Raw genomic sequence first — 17,744 nt, forward strand, 5'->3', positions numbered from 1 at the left:
TGAGAATAATAATATCCAGTTTAAATATTGACTTTAGATAAAATAAAACAAAGAGAGTATATTTTTTCGTTTAATTAATTTCTATTGCATATTTAGAGCGCCGCACGTATTCATAAAACGCAAGGGCCTCCATAGGAAGGCCCTGTCAGCTTAGCCAATCCCCGCCGCCTGGAGCAGCACCAGGCTTAACCCCATCACCGACATCCCGCACAGCACGCCGTAACTGGGATTGTTATTAGGGTCGATCTCTTTTGCCAGTGGCATAAGTTCATCGACAGAGAGCGCCACCATGATTCCGGCCACTGCCGCCATAATCGCGGCCATCACCACGGGTGAAATAAGGCTTCCCAGAATCAGCCACGCCAGCACGCCGCCGAGAATTTCGGCCAGGCCGGAGATACCCGCCCAGAATACGGCCTTGCGTTTTGACCCCGTCGCCGCATAAACCGGCCCGGCAACGGCAAGTCCTTCAGGAATATTGTGTAAAGCCACCGCCAGCGCGATGCCGAACCCCAGTTCGAGGTTGTTGCTGGCAGTCACATAGGTGGCAACGCCTTCCGGGAAGTTATGCAGGCTGATACCCAGCGTCAGCAGAATCGCGGTGCGTTTGATCGTGCGCGGCTGTGGCCCGGCCTGTTTCTCCATCAAATCCTGGGGGTGTGCATGGGGTAACAGGCGGTCGAGCGCAAAGTACCCCAGCAGGCCAAAGACGAACATGCCGTAACCCAGCACCGGTGACATGCCCTGAGTGGCCAGCGCTGCGGGTAACATTTCCATCAGGGAGATGAGTAGCATGATCCCGGCGGCGAAGCCGAGCGAAAAGGCCAGCACGCGGTTGGACGGCTTCTGGCCGAGTACGCCGAGAAACGCGCCAATGAAGGTGGCCGCGCCCGCAAGTAGGGTCAGAATCAAAGGCACTGACATCCCTCTCTCTCCTTATATTCAAATTTCCTGATGATGATCATCATGGTTATCTGGGTTCATCTTACCTGCATTACGCGTAATGTAGAGCCATCAACATGACACATTCTTTAAGGATAACACCATGAGTTCGCCTCGTATGCCAGCACTGTTTTTAGGCCATGGCAGCCCAATGAACGTTCTGGAAGACAACGTCTATACACGCGCCTGGCGTCAGCTGGGTGAGACGTTGCCGCGCCCGAAAGCCATTGTGGTGGTATCCGCGCACTGGTTCACCCGGGGCACCGGTGTGACCGCGATGGAAACCCCCAAAACGATCCACGATTTCGGCGGTTTCCCGCAGGCGCTGTATGACACGCACTATCCGGCACCCGGCTCGCCTGAGCTGGCACAGCGGCTGGTGAATTTACTCGCGCCCGTTCCTGTTGCCCTGGACAAAGAGGCCTGGGGCTTTGACCACGGCTCATGGGGCGTGCTGATTAAGATGTACCCGGATGCCGACATCCCGATGGTACAGCTGAGCATCGACAGCACCAAACCGGCGGCGTGGCATCTTGAGGTGGGCCGTAAGCTTGCGGCGTTGCGTGATGAAGGCATCATGCTGATCGCCAGTGGTAACGTGGTGCATAACCTGCGCACGGCGCGCTGGCACGGTGAGAACACGCCGTATCCGTGGGCAACATCCTTTAATGACTATGTGAAAGCGAACCTGACCTGGCAAGGCCCGGTTGAGCAGCACCCGCTGGTCAACTATCTGGATCACGAAGGCGGATCGCTCTCTAACCCGACGCCAGAGCACTTCCTGCCGCTGCTGTATGTCTTAGGCGCATGGGACGCAGAGGAGCCGGTGACTGTCCCGGTCGAGGGCATTGAGATGGGCAGTATAAGTATGCTGTCGGTCCAGGTAGGGTGAAAAAAGCCTGGTGGCGTTACGCTTACCGGGCCTACAAAACCGTAGGCCGGGTCAGGCGAAGCCGCCACCCGGCAGATCTTACTCCACAAAGATATGCGGATAGAACCGTGACAGATCCTGGGTGATCAGCGCTTTATCTTCACGAATGCCAATCCCGGCAGGTTGATCGTTAATTAGCCAGCTGCCAATTAGCGTATAGCTGTCGCCAAACTTCGGCAACTGATAAAACGCCTGGACGATCATTCCCTCTTCGCCATACGGCCCTTCAACCGCTTCCAGCGTTTTACCGTTTTCGATAATCGACACGTTCGCCCCTTCGCGGGAGAAAATCGGCTTAACGACGTATTTCTCCATGGGCGGATGGTCGTCTTCGGCAAAGTACGCTTCCAGCAGGTTAGGGTGGTCCGGGAACATCTCCCACAGCATCGGCAGCAGCGCTTTGTTGGAGATAATGCTCTTCCAGGCCGGCTCCAGCCAGCGCACACCGGCATCTTCCAGCTTGGTGGAGAACATCTCGCGCAGCATGTATTCCCACGGATAGAGCTTGAACAGGTTGCTGATCACCTGATCCTGCAGATCGGTGAACTGGCCTTTCTCACCCAGGCCGATGTCTTCCATATAGAGGAACTCGGTTGCGACTTCGGCTTCTGCGGCGCAGTCCTGCAGATACTGAACCGTTCCCCGATCTTCTTCCGTGTCGCGACAGCAGGCGAGGTGCAGCAGGTTAAAACCGTGCTGTTCACGCAGCTCGGCGAAACGCGCGATCAGCTTTTCCTGCAGGCTGTTGAACTGATCGCTCCCTTCCGGCAGGTTGCCTGCGTTAGCCTGATCTTCCAGCCAGATCCACTGGAAGAACGCCGCTTCATACAGGGAGGTCGGCGTATCGGCGTTATTCTCTAATAGCTTGGGTTCACCCACGCCGTCCCACGCCAGATCGAGGCGCGAGTAAAGTGACGGCTGGCTGGTTTTCCATGACTGGCGAACAAAGCTCCAGGTGTGCTTTGGAATGCGGAATTTGGTCATCAGCTCGTCGCTGTCTATCACCTTTTCCACTACCTTCAGGCACATCTGGTGCAGCTCTGCGGTCACGTCTTCCAGCTTCTCAACCTGGGCGAGCGTGAGTTTGTAATAGGCATCTTCACACCAGTACGGCTCGCCGTACATGGTATGGAAGTTAAAACCGTACTCGGTGGCTTTTTCGCGCCAGTCCGGGCGCTCGATAATACTGACTCTTTCCATGATCAGCCGCCCATTGAGCGAGTTGAAGAACCCGTTGCGCTGCGCTGCATGGTGTTTTGTTTCGCGACGGATTCACCGAAGCCGCCACGGGTGACGGTGCTGGTGGTCGCCGGTTTCGGTGCCATTGCCGTTTTCGGTACGGTCATGCTACGACCCGGCGTGGCAGCGCCGTAGTTTTTGCCGCTGGCATCGGTATATTTGCCGTACGCCGGGCTGTTTGGATTTTTGGAGCTAAACAGCGGCTGCTGCTGGTAGCCTGCACCGCCGCTCATCAGACGGCCCATCATATAACCCGCCATCAGCGGCATCCAGAAGCTGCCGCTGGACTGCGCCTGCGCCTGGTTTTCCGGCGCCATGCCTGCCTGCGCAGGTGCCTGCTGGCACTGGCCTTCACCAAACTCCGCCACGCAGTCTTCGCGTGAGGCATATTTCGGCGCGGTACGTTCCGCTTCTTTCAGGGCGTTGTTGTAGGCCGTTTTACATTCAGCTGCGTTACCGGTCGCGGACGCACAGTCGTCGGCGTTTTGATACATCGAGACGGTTTCGTCATTTTGTTCACAGCCCGCCAGCATAAAGACGGCGGTAATCGCCAGCGCGACCGGTGTGAGGTGACGCGCGTTCCAGCTTTTGCGGAACGAAGCGTGATTAATCGTTTTTGTCCGTTTCATCTTTGTCTTCCAGGACCCAGTGGTGATAACGCTCAGGATAGAGGATGAGTGGTTGAAAATGAAGCGAAGAGGGGCGAAATCAGGGGGTCTTTACGTTGACTTACGTTCAGGTGTGATATGGGTTCTCCCTCTCCCGTTAGCCAGGAGAGGGAAGGCAGGGCTTATTGACGGAACGGGTTGTTACCGTTGCCGGCAGGCGCGGTCGTACGCGCAGAGGCAGGCTGCGCGACAGGCGCATTGCCGTTACCGTTAAAATTATCAACGGCGGCGTCCTGCTGTGGGTTTTCCGGCGCGACGCTTTCAGGCGACGTCGAGACCGGTTTGCCCAGCGCATTGTTCAGCGCCAGCAGATCCTGTTCGTTCAGCGTACCCAGTGCCTGCTTGATGTTCAGCTGGTTAATCAGGTACTGATAACGGGCGCTGGAGAGCTGCTGTTTGGCGTTGTACAGCGTGGTGGTTGCGTCCAGCACGTCGACGATAGTACGTGTACCGACGGAGTAACCGGCTTCCATTGCATCCAGTGAACTTTGCGCAGACACCACGGCTTGTTTATAGGCGTTGATGCTGCTGATAGAGGCGTTCACGTTGTTGAATGACGAACGAACGGTCTGCACCACGTTGCGGTGCGCGCTTTCGAGCTGCTCGCTTGCGCCAACAAAGTTGTACTGCGCCTGTTTCACCTGAGAGTTCACCATTCCGCCCTGGTACAGCGGCAGGGAGAAGCTCAGGCCAACCTGATTCTGACCGATATTTTTGTCGTCATAGGCCTGAGTATTGGTTTTGGAGCCGCTGTAGGTGGTATCGGATACGCTGGTTGATGCGCTCAGGCTCAGCGTTGGCAGGTGACCATCCTGTGCCTGACGGATCTGCTCGCGGGCCAGATCCTGGCTCAGACGCGCCTGCAATAACGCCAGGTTGCGGTTTTCTGCTTCTTTCAGCAGCGCGTTGACGGCCTGCGGCTTATCGGTTTTGAAGCTGTCCACGTTCAGGGAGGCCAGCTCAGGGTAGTAGTTACCGGTCACCTGACGCAGCGATTCCAGCGCGTTATCGAGGTTGTTACGCGCGGTCACTTCGTTCGCCAGCACGCTGTCGTACTGTGAACGGGCGTTTTGCACGTCGGTGATCGCCACCAGGCCCACGTTGAAACGCTGGGTGGTTTGATCCAACTGACGGTAAATGGCCTGTTTCTGCGCTTCGGTGTAGGAGAGCGAGTCAATGGCGCTCAGCACGTTGAAGTACGCGGTAGCGGTGTTCAGGATCAGCGTCTGCTGATCGGTCTGATAGGTCACATCCTGGATACCCGCGCTCTTTTCTTGAAGAGTCAGCGCACGCCATTTGGACATATCAAACAGGGTCTGCGTTAACTGCAGCGACGCGCTGGTGGCGTTGGAGTTGACGCCATTATTATCGCGGTATCCATTACCGTAGGTATAATCAGCACCCAGGCCCAGCTGCGGCAGCAGCGGACTACGTGCTTCGTTAATCTTTTCAAACGCAGCATCACGATCGGCCGCTGATTTACGTAAATCAGGGTTGCCCAGACGTGCCTGCTGGTAGACCTGTAACAGGTTCTCTGCCTGGCTCATTGAACTGAAGCCCGTCAGGCTCAGGCCGATAAGGATGGGGAGCAATTTCTTCATTTGCATTCCTTGTTGTGAAGCAGTATTAGCGCTGATCAAATTAAAAAATTATTGCCGATTCTAACAGAATCATCCGCACCAAAAGGTTGGCGTTACGTGCCATCTGGCGGTAATTTGCACCAATCTACCATATAGCCTTACAAACGGCAGCCAAACAGACTTGAAATTCACAATTTCATCACTATTGCTACCAGGACATGACTCATGCAAAAACCAGAAAAGTTGCCAGTGACTTTCACCAAAAACGATGTAGAAATTATTGCACGAGAAACGCTTTATAGCGGTTTTTTTTCAATGGATCTTTACCGTTTCAGGCATCGCTTATTTAACGGCGAGATGAGCGGTGAAATTAAACGTGAAATTTTTGAGCGCGGCCATGCGGCTGTCTTGCTACCCTTTGACCCAGTGCGTGATGAAGTGGTGCTGATCGAGCAGATCCGTATTGCGGCGTATGATGTCAGCGAAAGCCCGTGGCTGCTGGAGATGGTGGCCGGGATGATCGAAGAAGGCGAGTCCGTAGAGGACGTTGCCCGCCGCGAAGCGCAGGAAGAGGCGGGGCTGGTCGTCGGCAGAACGCAGCCCGTGCTGAGCTATCTGGCAAGCCCAGGCGGCACGAGCGAACGTTTATCTATTATGGTAGGCGAAGTGGACGCCACGACCGCGAAAGGGATTCATGGTCTGGCTGATGAAAACGAAGACATTCGTGTTCATGTGGTGAACCGGGAACAGGCTTACCAGTGGGTAGAAGAGGGGAAAATCGACAACGCAGCGTCTGTCATCGCCCTGCAATGGCTGCAGCTGCATCATCAGAAATTAAGAAACGAGTGGTTAAAATGAAGCGTTATACACCTGACTTCCCAGAAATGATGCGCCTGTGCGAAACCAATTTCGCCCAGCTGCGCCGCCTGCTGCCGCGAAACGACGCACCCGGCGAAACGGTTAGCTATCAGGTGAGCAACGCGCAGTACCGGTTAACTATTACAGAATCAACGCGTTACACGACCCTGGTCGAGATAGAACAAACCGCGCCCACCATTAGCTACTGGAGCCTGCCGTCGATGTCGGTACGCCTCTATCATGACGCAATGGTCGCTGAAGTGTGTTCAAGCCAGCAGATCTTTCGCTTCAAAGCGCGGTATGATTATCCCAATAAAAAGTTGCATCAACGCGACGAAAAGCATCAAATTAACCAGTTTTTAGCCGACTGGCTAAGATATTGTTTAGCACATGGAGCAATGGCGATTCCGGTTTGTTAGCGTCATAAACCTACCTAAGGACACCATTTGGAAAGCCTGTTGAACCTGACTGTTGCTGGTGGGGCGCCAGTCAGGATATTACAAATCACCGATACTCACCTTTTTGCCGAAAAGCATGAGACTTTGCTGGGCGTGAATACCTGGGAGAGTTATCAGGCTGTATTAAGCGCGATTCATGCCGAAAACCGCCACTGCGATTTGATTGTCGCAACGGGCGATCTGGCGCAGGATCAATCCTCCGCGGCCTATCAGCATTTTTCTGAAGGCATCGCGAGCTTCAGCGCACCTTGCGTCTGGTTGCCGGGCAATCACGACTTTCAGCCTGCCATGTATAGCTCGCTTCAGGAGGCGGGGATCTCCCCGGCGAAGTGTGTTTTCCTCGGCGAACAGTGGCAAGTTCTGCTGCTCGACAGTCAGGTGTTTGGCGTTCCTCACGGTGAACTGAGCGACTTTCAGCTCGACTGGCTGGAGAGCAAACTGGCCGCTGAGCCTGCGCGGCATACGCTGCTTTTGCTTCATCATCACCCTCTGCCTGCCGGCTGTAGCTGGCTTGATCAACACAGCCTGCGCAATTCGGCCGCGCTGGACAGAGTGCTGGTGAAATTCCCGCACGTGAAAAACCTGCTGTGCGGGCACATTCACCAGGAGCAGGATCTCGACTGGAACGGTCGCCGCCTGCTGGCTACCCCTTCGACCTGCGTACAGTTCAAGCCGCACTGCGACAGCTTTACGCTGGATACCATCGCGCCGGGCTGGCGGTGGCTGGAACTGCATGCCGACGGCACTCTGACCACGGAAGTCTGCCGGTTGTCAGGCGCAGAATTTCGTCCCGATACCGCTTCAGAAGGCTATTGATGTCGACGCTTCTCTATTTACACGGATTCAACAGCTCCCCGCGCTCTGCAAAAGCGACGCTGTTTCGCCAGTGGCTGAGCGAGCATCATCCGCACGTTGAGATGATCGTCCCCCAGTTGCCGCCCTATCCGGCAGACGCGGCGGAGATGCTGGAATCCATTGTGCTGGAACATGGCGGAGAGTCGCTTGGCATTGTGGGATCGTCGCTCGGCGGATATTACGCCACCTGGCTGTCGCAAGCGTTTATGGTGCCCGCCGTGGTGGTTAACCCGGCGGTACGCCCGTTTGAGCTGCTGAGGGACTTTCTCGGGCAAAACGAGAACCCCTACACCGGACAACAATATGTGCTAGAGTCACGCCATATTTACGACCTCAAAGTCATGCAGGTAGACCCGCTGGAAGCGCCCGATCTTATCTGGCTGCTGCAGCAGACGGGTGATGAAGTGCTGGATTACCGCCAGGCAGTGGCGTATTACGCATCCTGCCGCCAAACTGTAGAAGAGGGCGGAAATCATGCTTTCACGGGCTTTGAGGATCATTTCACCCAGATTGTCGATTTTCTTGGACTGCAAAGCCTCTGACAATCAATGCGAATTGCTAGTTTAAATCATGACGCAAACCTATAACGCTGATGCCATTGAGGTACTCACCGGGCTTGAGCCGGTTCGCCGCCGCCCGGGGATGTACACCGATACGACGCGCCCAAACCACCTGGGCCAGGAAGTTATTGATAACAGTGTGGACGAAGCGCTGGCAGGCCATGCCAAACGCGTCGATGTTATCCTGCACGCCGATCAGTCGCTGGAAGTCATCGATGACGGGCGCGGCATGCCGGTGGATATTCACCCGGAAGAGGGGGTCCCGGCCGTTGAGCTGATCCTCTGCCGTCTGCATGCGGGCGGTAAATTCTCCAACAAAAACTACCAGTTCTCCGGCGGCCTGCACGGCGTGGGGATCTCCGTGGTTAACGCCCTGTCTAAACGCGTTGAAGTGAACGTTCGCCGCGACGGCCAGGTGTACAACATCGCCTTTGAAAACGGCGAAAAAGTACAGGACTTACAGGTTGTCGGCACCTGCGGTAAACGCAACACCGGCACCAGCGTCCACTTCTGGCCTGACGGGAGCTTCTTCGACAGCCCACGTTTCTCGGTGTCTCGCCTGACGCACCTGCTGAAAGCCAAAGCGGTGCTGTGCCCGGGCGTGGAAATCACCTTTAAAGATAACGTCAATAATACCGAACAAACCTGGTGTTACGCCGATGGTCTAAACGACTACCTGTGCGAAGCGGTAAACGGCCTGCCGACGCTGCCAGAGAAACCTTTTGTGGGTAATTTCTCAGGCGATACCGAAGCGGTCGACTGGGCGCTGCTGTGGCTGCCGGAAGGCGGCGAGCTGCTGACTGAAAGCTACGTCAACCTGATCCCGACTATGCTTGGCGGGACGCACGTCAACGGCCTGCGTCAGGGTCTGCTCGATGCGATGCGCGAGTTCTGTGAATACCGCAACATTCTGCCGCGCGGCGTGAAGCTCTCGGCGGAAGATATCTGGGATCGCTGCGCCTACGTACTCTCCGTGAAGATGCAGGATCCGCAGTTTGCCGGCCAGACAAAAGAGCGCCTCTCGTCGCGTCAGTGCGCGGCCTTCGTTTCAGGCGTGGTCAAAGATGCCTTTACGCTGTGGCTGAACCAGAACGTGCAGGCGGCAGAAATGCTGGCCGAACTGGCGATCTCCAGCGCGCAGCGTCGTTTGCGTGCGGCGAAGAAAGTTGTGCGTAAAAAGCTGACCAGCGGCCCCGCGCTGCCGGGCAAGCTGGCGGACTGTACCGCGCAGGATCTTAATCGCACCGAGCTGTTCCTGGTCGAAGGGGACTCGGCGGGCGGATCCGCCAAGCAGGCGCGCGATCGCGAATATCAGGCGATCATGCCGCTTAAGGGTAAGATCCTGAATACCTGGGAGGTCTCCTCTGATGAAGTACTGGCCTCGCAGGAAGTCCACGATATCTCTGTCGCGATCGGCATCGATCCGGACAGCGAGGATCTGAGCCAGCTGCGCTACGGCAAGATCTGTATCCTTGCGGATGCGGACTCCGACGGGCTGCACATCGCCACGCTGCTGTGCGCGCTGTTCGTGAAGCACTTCCGTACGCTGGTGAAAAACGGCCACGTCCACGTTGCGCTGCCGCCGCTGTACCGTATCGACCTCGGCAAAGAGGTTTACTACGCGCTGACGGAAGAAGAGAAAGAAGGCGTGCTGGATCAGCTCAGACGCAAGAAGGGCAAACCGAACGTACAGCGCTTTAAAGGGCTGGGCGAGATGAACCCGATGCAGCTGCGTGAAACCACCCTGGATCCAAACACCCGCCGTCTGGTGCAGCTGACGATCAGCGACGAAGACGAACAGCAAACCAACGCCATGATGGATATGCTGCTGGCCAAGAAACGTTCAGAAGATCGACGTAACTGGCTGCAGGAGAAAGGCGATATGGCGGACATTGAAGCCTGATGCACTGGCCCTCAGCCTCCACGAGGCTGAGGGATCTCCGGCTACCTGGGCGTTGCGCCATAATCCCGTCAGCGAACCTCTGTTTTTTCCGGTTTCAAAAAGCGCAGATTCACAATCGCGCCATCGGTGGGCACGGTCTCCAGCTCATTCACATCCATATCGGTTCCTTCTGGCAGGCTAAAGCTGTCTACCGTGATGCGGTTTACGCGCCAGGGCGTGAGGTAACTCACCAGCAGATCGCCATTTGCGTTGGTGGTCGAACCGAACTGGTTATAAAACCCAATCTTCGCCGAACCTGGCACCTGAACCAATGCCGCAGTACTTCCCAGCGTCTGGCCCAGGACAACCCCCTCCTGATATACCAGCACGCTGCCGCTGACGTCGCCATGATAATCACGTTGCGTGCCGCTGCGGGTCATACTGACGTTCAGTTCTCCGCTGTTGTACTGATAGCCGATACTGCTTTTCAGGGCATCGTTCCCGTGTTCGCTATGCTCCGCCGTCACGTCATAACGCAGGCTATAATCGTCCAGTGCCGAGCCATTAATGTTGATTCCATGGGTATTCTTATTCCGACTGGCGAGGTCGGACACCAGTGCCACATTGGTAAAATGGCTTCCAGTGCTGAAGGGGATGCTGATATTAATCCCCAGCGTCGATTCCGGGGCAGAGTCGCCGTAGCGGTCATAGCTGCCATACAGCGACAAATCGACGTCCTGCCAGCTGGCGTCCAGGCTCAGGGTGAGGCTGTTGCTGCCCGCTGCGCGAGTGCGTGATTTCAGCCAGCGCCAGGAGAGGCTGAGACTCGAGTTTTCGTCGAAGTTTTGCGTCAGCTCAACCTGGCTTTCAAGGCTACGCTGGGTGGTGTCATCATCCAGACCCCAGGCCAGCACCGAGGCGCGGTTTAACCGCTCCTCAAGCGAACGATACTGGCTACCGCGCGGGTACCACTGAAGTTGGGCGTTAAGGCTGGTTTCGGTTTGGAAAAATGTTTTTGCATAACGCATTCGCCCGACGCTGCCGCTGAGCGCTTTACCCTGCTGGCTGTAATGGGCGTTACGCACATCGGCAGACAACGCTCCCCATTTGCCCATATTGCCGCCCAATCCCACAACATGACTGACGTAATTCTCGCCCTGCTGTACGCCGCCAAATACGGTGGCGCGCGGGGCGACGCCCCAGGAGAGCGTGCTCTGCCAGAAACGATCTTTCTCCAGTTCCACGCCGTGAAAGGGCTTATAACGCCCGGCGACCAGCTCGTAACTGAACATTTTATACTGCACCAGATTGGGCATGATCGAGTACGGAATGTACCGGGTACGCTCGCTCCCGTCGCTCTCCTGAATCGTCAGCTCAAGATTGCCCTGCGAATCTGGCGGGTAAAAATCACGGATAACAAACGGCCCCGGTGGGACGTGGATGCGATAGACGCGCTCGCCGTTCTGACGAAGGGTAACTTCCGCTTCGCTGCGCGCATAGCCGTTAATCAGCGGTGAATAGGGCCGCCAGCTATCCGGGAACATCGCCTCATCGCTGGCAAGGGACACCCCCCGATAGGACATACTGTCGAACAGGTTCGATGAGGTGTAACCGTCGCCAAGATTAAGCCGGGATCGCATAGACGTGATGCTGCGCCAGACAGAAGCTGAATTACTGTAAGAGCCGTGCTGGCGGTCTGCCTCTCGCCAGAATGTATTCTGGTAGCGCATGCGCCATGGCCCGACGTTAAGGCCGTTTTCCAGCGCGAGCGTTGCATCGGTGCCCGGCGTATCCCAACGGTACTGCGCGCGTTGGTTATTGACGTCCAGCCGGTAGTTAACAAACAGGGCATTGATTCCATCATTCCAGCGGCTGGTACTGACCCCGTTTTGTTGCGGATTAAACGCCTCCTGGGGAAATAAAAGCGTGAGCAGGTTGGCATCCGGACGATACCAGAACTGGAGATCGAAGGCGTTCGCCGAGTCGGCGCTCAGACACGCCCTGGTATCCCAGTGAAGCTTATCAAGTACGGTGGATTTTACGCCCCACTCTTCAAGCAGAGGACGCGTCAGGCAGGGTTTATCGGATTGAAAATCAAGAAAGATTGAGCCTTTATAGTCGTTGTTAAGAATCACCCATGTCTTTTCATTTGCAGACGCAGCGTTTGCTGTCAGTAACAGCACCAACACTCGGATTGCATAGTGGATCTGCATTTTGCGTCAATACCGTGGGCAGCGTTTGCTGCCCACGATTAAGCTCGCGATGGCTTATTTATTGAGGGCTGCCAGCTCAGCGCGAGCCTGGTTCAGCTCCTGCTGGATTTCACGCAGATCCGCCTGCTTTTCTGCCAGTTTTTTCTGGTACTTGGCGATCTTCTTGGCATTGCCCTTCGCTTTAGCTTCTGCCAGATCGGCCTGAACTTCAGCAACGTCGCCACGTTTTTCAGCCAGTTTTTTCTCCAGCTTGCGCACGTCTTTCTGGGCATCAGCCAGAACGCTTGCGTTAGTACAGTGGGCTTTAACTTCTGCCAGGGCTTTTTTCAGGCCATTCACTTTGTAGGTATTGCCATACTGCTGGGCAATTTTGATCTCTTTTTCCAGCGCTGCGCTTTTAGCTGCACAGCTTTCAGCGGCGTGTGCTGATGCTGTAGCGAACATACCCACAGCGGCAACGACAGACAGAACGGAAACTAATTTCTTCATGGTCTTTCTCCTTTGTTGATGTATTGCCTGAGCAGATGCTCCGGCAATCTCCTGTGAACAAAAGAGTACTGCAACGCGGATAGCCAAAACGATGCAGACGCGTCCTCAACGCATGTAGGACGTGGATTAAGGTTGTCGTCCTGAATCGTGCCAACGCTGTAACGCGGCGCGTAGCTGCGCAAGTTCAGTTAACAGCTGGTGGATCCCGTCGTGGTCCGGGGTGGCTTCCTGTGCTTCACAGCGGGCTATCAACGCGGGCACGCCCAGTAACGCCAGTCCGCCGCGCAGTTTGTGCAGCGTCTCACGCAGTGAGGTTTCTGGCGCGGCGAGCCAGGCGCGCAAGTGGGCAAGGGATTCATCAATGACCGACATCTGGAGCGAAAGAAACAGGGGCAGATTATCCGCTTCCAGCAGCTCGGGCGGCAGGTTACACGCCAATGCGTCTTGCGGCTCTTCGGCGACCGGGACTGATCCCTTCAGAGGAGCCAGCAGTTCCGCCAGCATAGTGAGCGTGACCGGCTTGAACAGACAGTCGCGCATGCCTGCTTCTCTTGCCATCTCACGGACAACTTCACGTGCGTCTGCCGTCGCGCCAAAGACCGCAATGTCGGGGAAGTGCGCACAGATGAACTGCGCCAGTTCGAACCCGCTCATGCCAGGCATATTGCAATCGGTGATCACCGCATCAGGTTGCGCCTGCTTTAGCGTTTCCAGCGCAGAGGCTGAGCTGTCGGCGCCGATTGCGCGGTGGCCGAGCCAGCTCAGCTGCTGGCTTAATACCATTCTGCCCACGGGATTATCATCGACAATCAAAACGCGCAGAGAGGGGCGGGAAAGCGGCGACGCGGGCTGTATATCAGGAACATCCTGGCGTTCTGCCATTACCGGCAGCTTAAGGGAGACCGTGACCGTCGTTCCATGTCCAGGCTCGCTGTGGATCGCTAAACTGCCGCCCATCATCATTGTTAACGTGCGGCAGATATACAGGCCCAGCCCGCTCCCCTGTGCGACGTTACGGGTGTTTCCCTGAGCGAAGGGCTGGAACAACCGCTGCCGGGTGGCCTCGTCGATACCTTCGCCGGTATCGACGACCGTGATACGCAACAGCAGATAGCCCTCGTCACGTCCGTCGAGCTGCACGCTCAGCGTTATCTGCCCGCGTTCGGTAAATTTGATCGCATTTCCGACGATATTAACCAAAATCTGCCTGAAACGGCTGCGATCGACCAGCACGTCCTCCTGCAGTTCGGCATCACGTTCCAGCATGAAGGCCAGCCCTTTTTGCGCCGCCATGCCTTCGAACAACATCGCGGGCTCCTCAATCAGCTTGCGCAGCGAGGCCCGCTCGGGGCGAAGCACCAGGCGGCCAGATTCAATACGCGACACATCAAGTATGTTGCCAATCAACTGCAGCAGGGCCTGGGCCGCATCCCACGCCACCTGTACCGACTGGCGGTTTTGCTGGGTATCGCCAGGGCGCTTCATGACGAGTTCCAGCATCCCCATGATTGCGCCGATAGGCGTGCGTATCTCGTGGCTCATGGTGGTCAGAAACACGCTCTTCGCACGGCTGGCGCGATGGGCACGATTTCTGGATTGTCGCTGGGCCGACATGATCTTCAGCATTCGCTGCTGAGCGCGCCGATGGCGGCGATAACCCCAGGCGGCGGCGAGGCAGAGGAGAACCATGATAGCCAGTCCGACGGTCAATACCGTGCTCAGCGCTACCTGTTTTGGCCCGGTCGACGTGAAGCTGTTACCGGCATTTCCGCCACGGGTCAGGGCATGGAGATCCTCCGGCGGAATATTAATGAGCGCTTTATTGAGAATGGTAATTAAAGGCCAGGACTGACGGGACGCCCCGAATGAGAATCGCATCGGGTCGATGTCGATACTTCCCAGAATACGGAGCGCGGCATACTCTTTATTCGCCAGAAGCGTATTGGCGACGATCAACGGCATGGCCATCATCTTGTCGTGGCTGTGAACGATGCGGTTGAGCCCCTGTCGCCAGGTGTCGACTTTTTCCGTTTGGCCTCCGCTCTGCTTACGTAACCACTCTTCTGGCGACTGCCCATCCAGGCTGAGCACGCCAGGACTCACCGCACCCGGAACAGAATGCGCTTGCCCGACCATCACCCAGGAGTTATAGAGCCAGGTACGGGTGGTCAGTAAATCAGTGCGCCAGATGTCCCCCTGCGTCACGCCTGCAACCAAATCCGATTTTCCCGCTTTCACCGACGCCAGGGCCGCCCTTTGGGTAGGAAAACGCTGGATGACAAAGGTAAACCCGGTGCGGAGCTGCAATGCGGTCAGGACATCGGCGATGATGCCACGCATCTGGTCACCGTCATCAAAAAAGGCGATCGGTGGGTTATCCTCGGCCACGGCCACCCGTATGCGTTTGTGCTCATCAATCCATTTATTTTCCAGCGAGGTAAAGACCGGTTTCTGCTCGCTCAGTGAAAGCGGGATGCCGCCATTCCACCGACGGTGTATCTCTACGCTTGCACTTTCCGGCAACGCGGCCAGAAAGTTATTCAGCACCCTTACCCACATGTGCATCTTTGGCATTGCCGCAAAGGAAAATCCTGACACGGGAAAGGGGGTGTCGAGGGGGCGTATGAGTAAGTTGCTGATGTTGGACTGGTTCACCAGATAGCGGGCGGTAACGCCATCGCAAAAGAAAAGGTCGATTTTTCGAAACGCGAGTGCTTCCAGCGCGTGGCGCGGTGAGTAGAAGGGGACGATCTCCGCGTTCGGGTAACGCTGCAGGACGCGTTGAGGATCGTAGCCCGGCGCGATGGCAATCTTTCTGACCGCATCATCCTGTGTGGCTTCGTTATTGACCACTTCAACGGCAGCATTTGGGCTGTAGGGATGGCTCAGTATCAGCCCCTGATTTTGCTGGTTATCGCTGGCCTGCGCGATGAAGTCTGCTTCCCCTGCGCGTAACGCCTCCAGCGCAGCGTCATAGTTTGGGTAGCGAATAACGTCTATTTCGACGCCAAGATTATCGGCCGCCAGGCCGAGGAAATCGGCATTGATGCCACCGTAATCGTTCAGGCCGGTGGTAATGTCATAGGGCGGCGACATCGGCAACCAGACGGCCAGGCGGATTTTGCGGTGTTCACGCAGCCAGCGCCATTCGCTTGCACTGAGTCCCGGGTCGGCAATCGTCTCCATGCTTCGGGAGAGAAGCTTAAGGGGTTCCTGCGCTGTCGCACCTTGTGCCATAAAAGCGACGAGTAACAGCAGCAGTCCGCTAAGTATTCTCATTATCAGACTCTCTGAAGACAAGCGAGATAAGCTGGTTGAGATCGTCGCAGCCACATTTTTGCAGCATCCGGGTTTTATAGGTGCTGATGGTTTTATTGCTGAGCATCAGCAGATCGGCAATCTCTTTGTTACTCTTACCCTGTTTCAGATAATTGAGAACGGCAATTTCGCGATCCGAGAAGCGGCTTGATAGTGATTCAGACGCATCGTTTTTTTCATTGATGCTGGCGGCTTTGAACAGCGTCCCTTCGGGAAAACATTGGTAGCCCGCCATAATGAGCCGGCACAGTGGCTCAACGTTTTCCAGCGGCATATTTTTATTGATAAACCCCTGCGCCCCGGCGTGGAGCGTTCTCAGCGCATATAAACCTGCTGACTGGCTGGTAAAGACCAGAATGTTAAGTTCCGGGAGGTGTTGTTTAATTCGGGGTAACAGGTCGAGGCCATCGGCGTGCTTAAGTTCGAGATCCAGGATTAATAAGTCCGGGCGCTGCTGATGCAGTTGGGACAGCAGGTTCTCACCCGTAGAGGTACTGACGGTCATATCTCCGTGCTTTTCCAGAAGTACTTTTAATGCAAAGCAGATTGCTGGATGATCGTCTACAAGCAAAATCGAAATCATACTACCCTTGTCCTTTTGGTGGCCTCACTGACTCCGTCGACCTGAGGGGCAATATAGTAATCAACAGCGGATAAGAACGATATAGTAAAAGGCTGGATTTAAGATTTTGGATTTAGGATTAAGGCAACTTTTACTATTTCAGCGCGGTTTATTCCGAATAAAGAATTAAATTAAAAGCCCTCTTTCGCGAGCTGCCGGGATAATTAAGATATTGCCTAATGAAATTGCAGCCGCCATCCGGCAATAAAGCCGCTCATCGGTTCGCATGGTTCTTCCTGTACTGCAACGGCGTCTCGCCAATCCCTTTTTTAAACGCGCTGATAAACCAGGTGACGTCGGAAAACCCGACCCGTGTCGCTATCTCGCGCACGCTCGCATCGCTGTGCAATAAGCACTCGCAGGCTTTTCGCAGCCGGAGCGTATTCAGGTAGTCGTGAATTTTCTCGCCGGTTTCGGCATGGAATTTTCGCGACACATAGCTGCGCGATTTCCCCAGTTCGTGCGCCAGCGCGTCGAGGCGAAATTTCTCCTGATAATGTTCATCCAGCCAGAACATCGCCTGGCTGGCGATCCCCTGGCTGTTGCCCGGTGCGCCGTCGTTATCGTCCGGCAGCATCGCGAACAGGCTGATGAGCAGCGAGGCAATGTTCTCGCTGTTCATCGGTGGCCGGTAACAGTTAAACAGATGCACGAGATGACCATGGCAATGCGCCAGGTCCGCTACCCACGCCTCTGCACCGCGAAAGGAGAGCCTTTGCAGCCGCTGCCGGGCATGGGGAAAATCACGCAACACCTTCAGGACCGCATGCTGGTCGAGATGGATGATGGTGCGTCGATACAGGGCCTGCGCCTGCTCATCCACTCTCACCTTGTGCAGGGTGAAGGGAGGGAAGAAAAACAGCCGTCCGGGACGCATGGTGTAGTGGCGGTTATCGACGATCACCACGCCAAACCCTTCTTCGACGTAGAGGATCTCCAGGCATTGATGCCAGTGATGGTAACGCACGGTATTGGCAAACAGACGGCTGAACGATCCCACCGCGTCGTTCAGGGTAATCAACTCCAGATAATCGGCTGTCGGCGTGTCGCGCATAGTGCAATAAAACTCAACTTTTCCTCGTCTGGCTATCGTTATAAACCACCTTTTTAAATTTTCTCAACTGCGGGT

The 17,744-nt window shown here is 55.8% G+C and carries 15 protein-coding genes; 6 read left to right on the plus strand and 9 right to left on the minus strand.

Annotated elements, in window-relative coordinates; all coding sequences use genetic code 11:
* Positions 1–150 precede the first annotated feature (150 nt).
* Positions 151–924: a zinc transporter ZupT gene (zupT, locus tag QLG21_RS13820; protein ID WP_006178577.1), complete on the minus strand. Its 774-nt coding sequence runs from the start codon at positions 922–924 to the stop codon at positions 151–153.
* A 121-nt stretch (positions 925–1,045) separates the two neighbouring features.
* Here zupT and ygiD point away from each other — a divergent pair, with 121 nt between their 5' ends.
* A complete protein-coding gene (gene ygiD / locus QLG21_RS13825; protein ID WP_137272670.1) occupies positions 1,046–1,834 on the plus strand; it encodes a 4,5-DOPA dioxygenase extradiol in 789 nt (262 codons plus the stop codon).
* A 78-nt stretch (positions 1,835–1,912) separates the two neighbouring features.
* Here the strand turns inward: ygiD and QLG21_RS13830 are convergent, their stop codons facing one another.
* From QLG21_RS13830 to tolC, 3 genes are all read right to left on the minus strand, one after another.
* A complete protein-coding gene (locus QLG21_RS13830; protein ID WP_137903652.1) occupies positions 1,913–3,073 on the minus strand; it encodes a glutathionylspermidine synthase family protein in 1,161 nt (386 codons plus the stop codon).
* 2 nt (positions 3,074–3,075) lie between these two features.
* A complete protein-coding gene (locus tag QLG21_RS13835) occupies positions 3,076–3,741 on the minus strand; it encodes a DUF1190 family protein (RefSeq protein WP_006178573.1) in 666 nt (221 codons plus the stop codon).
* A 161-nt stretch (positions 3,742–3,902) separates the two neighbouring features.
* On the minus strand, positions 3,903–5,381 hold the full coding sequence (gene tolC / locus QLG21_RS13840) for an outer membrane channel protein TolC (RefSeq protein WP_042322011.1): 1,479 nt from the start codon (positions 5,379–5,381) through the stop codon (positions 3,903–3,905).
* Positions 5,382–5,585: 204 nt separating this feature from the next.
* Between tolC and nudF the strand changes: the two genes are divergently transcribed.
* From nudF to parE, 5 genes are read left to right on the plus strand one after another with little or no spacing between them, the layout of a single operon-like run.
* Positions 5,586–6,218 carry an ADP-ribose diphosphatase gene (gene nudF, locus QLG21_RS13845; RefSeq protein WP_282484619.1) on the plus strand — a complete coding sequence of 211 codons (633 nt, stop codon included), beginning with the start codon at positions 5,586–5,588 and terminating at the stop codon, positions 6,216–6,218.
* Positions 6,215–6,637 (plus strand): DUF1249 family protein, encoded by a 423-nt coding sequence (locus tag QLG21_RS13850; protein WP_006178567.1) that lies wholly within the window; start codon positions 6,215–6,217, stop codon positions 6,635–6,637. The genes nudF and QLG21_RS13850 overlap by 4 nt, the downstream gene beginning before the upstream one ends.
* A 27-nt stretch (positions 6,638–6,664) precedes the next feature.
* Positions 6,665–7,492 carry a 3',5'-cyclic-AMP phosphodiesterase gene (cpdA, locus tag QLG21_RS13855; RefSeq protein ID WP_137903650.1) on the plus strand — a complete coding sequence of 276 codons (828 nt, stop codon included), beginning with the start codon at positions 6,665–6,667 and terminating at the stop codon, positions 7,490–7,492.
* Positions 7,492–8,073, plus strand: coding sequence for an esterase YqiA (yqiA, locus tag QLG21_RS13860; RefSeq protein ID WP_058610749.1), 582 nt, complete (start codon positions 7,492–7,494; stop codon positions 8,071–8,073). The genes cpdA and yqiA overlap by 1 nt, the downstream gene beginning before the upstream one ends.
* Positions 8,074–8,101: 28 nt before the next feature.
* Entirely contained in the window at positions 8,102–9,994 is a 1,893-nt protein-coding gene (gene parE, locus QLG21_RS13865) for a DNA topoisomerase IV subunit B (protein WP_153682075.1), read from the plus strand.
* A gap of 68 nt (positions 9,995–10,062) precedes the next feature.
* On the opposite strand, the gene QLG21_RS13870 is transcribed toward parE, so the two are convergent.
* From QLG21_RS13870 to QLG21_RS13890, 5 genes are all read right to left on the minus strand, one after another.
* Positions 10,063–12,186, minus strand: coding sequence for a fimbria/pilus outer membrane usher protein (locus QLG21_RS13870; RefSeq protein ID WP_282484620.1), 2,124 nt, complete (start codon positions 12,184–12,186; stop codon positions 10,063–10,065).
* A 54-nt stretch (positions 12,187–12,240) separates the two neighbouring features.
* The gene (locus QLG21_RS13875; protein WP_282484621.1) at positions 12,241–12,675 is read right to left on the minus strand and encodes a DUF1090 domain-containing protein; all 435 of its coding nucleotides are present in this window, start codon (positions 12,673–12,675) and stop codon (positions 12,241–12,243) included.
* A 126-nt stretch (positions 12,676–12,801) separates the two neighbouring features.
* The gene (locus QLG21_RS13880; RefSeq protein ID WP_282484622.1) at positions 12,802–15,954 is read right to left on the minus strand and encodes a transporter substrate-binding domain-containing protein; all 3,153 of its coding nucleotides are present in this window, start codon (positions 15,952–15,954) and stop codon (positions 12,802–12,804) included.
* Entirely contained in the window at positions 15,941–16,576 is a 636-nt protein-coding gene (locus tag QLG21_RS13885) for a response regulator transcription factor (protein ID WP_137903647.1), read from the minus strand. Before QLG21_RS13885 ends, QLG21_RS13880 begins: the two co-directional genes overlap by 14 nt.
* 253 nt (positions 16,577–16,829) lie before the next feature.
* A complete protein-coding gene (locus QLG21_RS13890) occupies positions 16,830–17,669 on the minus strand; it encodes an AraC family transcriptional regulator (RefSeq protein WP_042322006.1) in 840 nt (279 codons plus the stop codon).
* Positions 17,670–17,744: the final 75 nt, after the last annotated feature.

This window comes from Enterobacter sp. V87_3 (assembly GCF_029967835.1).
Classification (GTDB): Bacteria; Pseudomonadota; Gammaproteobacteria; order Enterobacterales; family Enterobacteriaceae; genus Enterobacter; species Enterobacter cancerogenus.

What these genes read in the sequence shown, in the direction of transcription:
- zupT (WP_006178577.1), bottom strand. Translation starts at nt 924, where the DNA reads ATGTCAGTGCCTTTGATTCTGACCCTACTTGCGGGCGCGGCCACCTTC.
- ygiD (WP_137272670.1), top strand. Translation starts at nt 1,046, where the DNA reads ATGAGTTCGCCTCGTATGCCAGCACTGTTTTTAGGCCATGGCAGCCCA.
- QLG21_RS13830 (WP_137903652.1), bottom strand. Translation starts at nt 3,073, where the DNA reads ATGGAAAGAGTCAGTATTATCGAGCGCCCGGACTGGCGCGAAAAAGCC.
- QLG21_RS13835 (WP_006178573.1), bottom strand. Translation starts at nt 3,741, where the DNA reads ATGAAACGGACAAAAACGATTAATCACGCTTCGTTCCGCAAAAGCTGG.
- tolC (WP_042322011.1), bottom strand. Translation starts at nt 5,381, where the DNA reads ATGAAGAAATTGCTCCCCATCCTTATCGGCCTGAGCCTGACGGGCTTC.
- nudF (WP_282484619.1), top strand. Translation starts at nt 5,586, where the DNA reads ATGCAAAAACCAGAAAAGTTGCCAGTGACTTTCACCAAAAACGATGTA.
- QLG21_RS13850 (WP_006178567.1), top strand. Translation starts at nt 6,215, where the DNA reads ATGAAGCGTTATACACCTGACTTCCCAGAAATGATGCGCCTGTGCGAA.
- yqiA (WP_058610749.1), top strand. Translation starts at nt 7,492, where the DNA reads ATGTCGACGCTTCTCTATTTACACGGATTCAACAGCTCCCCGCGCTCT.
- parE (WP_153682075.1), top strand. Translation starts at nt 8,102, where the DNA reads ATGACGCAAACCTATAACGCTGATGCCATTGAGGTACTCACCGGGCTT.
- QLG21_RS13870 (WP_282484620.1), bottom strand. Translation starts at nt 12,186, where the DNA reads ATGCAGATCCACTATGCAATCCGAGTGTTGGTGCTGTTACTGACAGCA.
- QLG21_RS13875 (WP_282484621.1), bottom strand. Translation starts at nt 12,675, where the DNA reads ATGAAGAAATTAGTTTCCGTTCTGTCTGTCGTTGCCGCTGTGGGTATG.
- QLG21_RS13880 (WP_282484622.1), bottom strand. Translation starts at nt 15,954, where the DNA reads ATGAGAATACTTAGCGGACTGCTGCTGTTACTCGTCGCTTTTATGGCA.
- QLG21_RS13885 (WP_137903647.1), bottom strand. Translation starts at nt 16,576, where the DNA reads ATGATTTCGATTTTGCTTGTAGACGATCATCCAGCAATCTGCTTTGCA.
- QLG21_RS13890 (WP_042322006.1), bottom strand. Translation starts at nt 17,669, where the DNA reads ATGCGCGACACGCCGACAGCCGATTATCTGGAGTTGATTACCCTGAAC.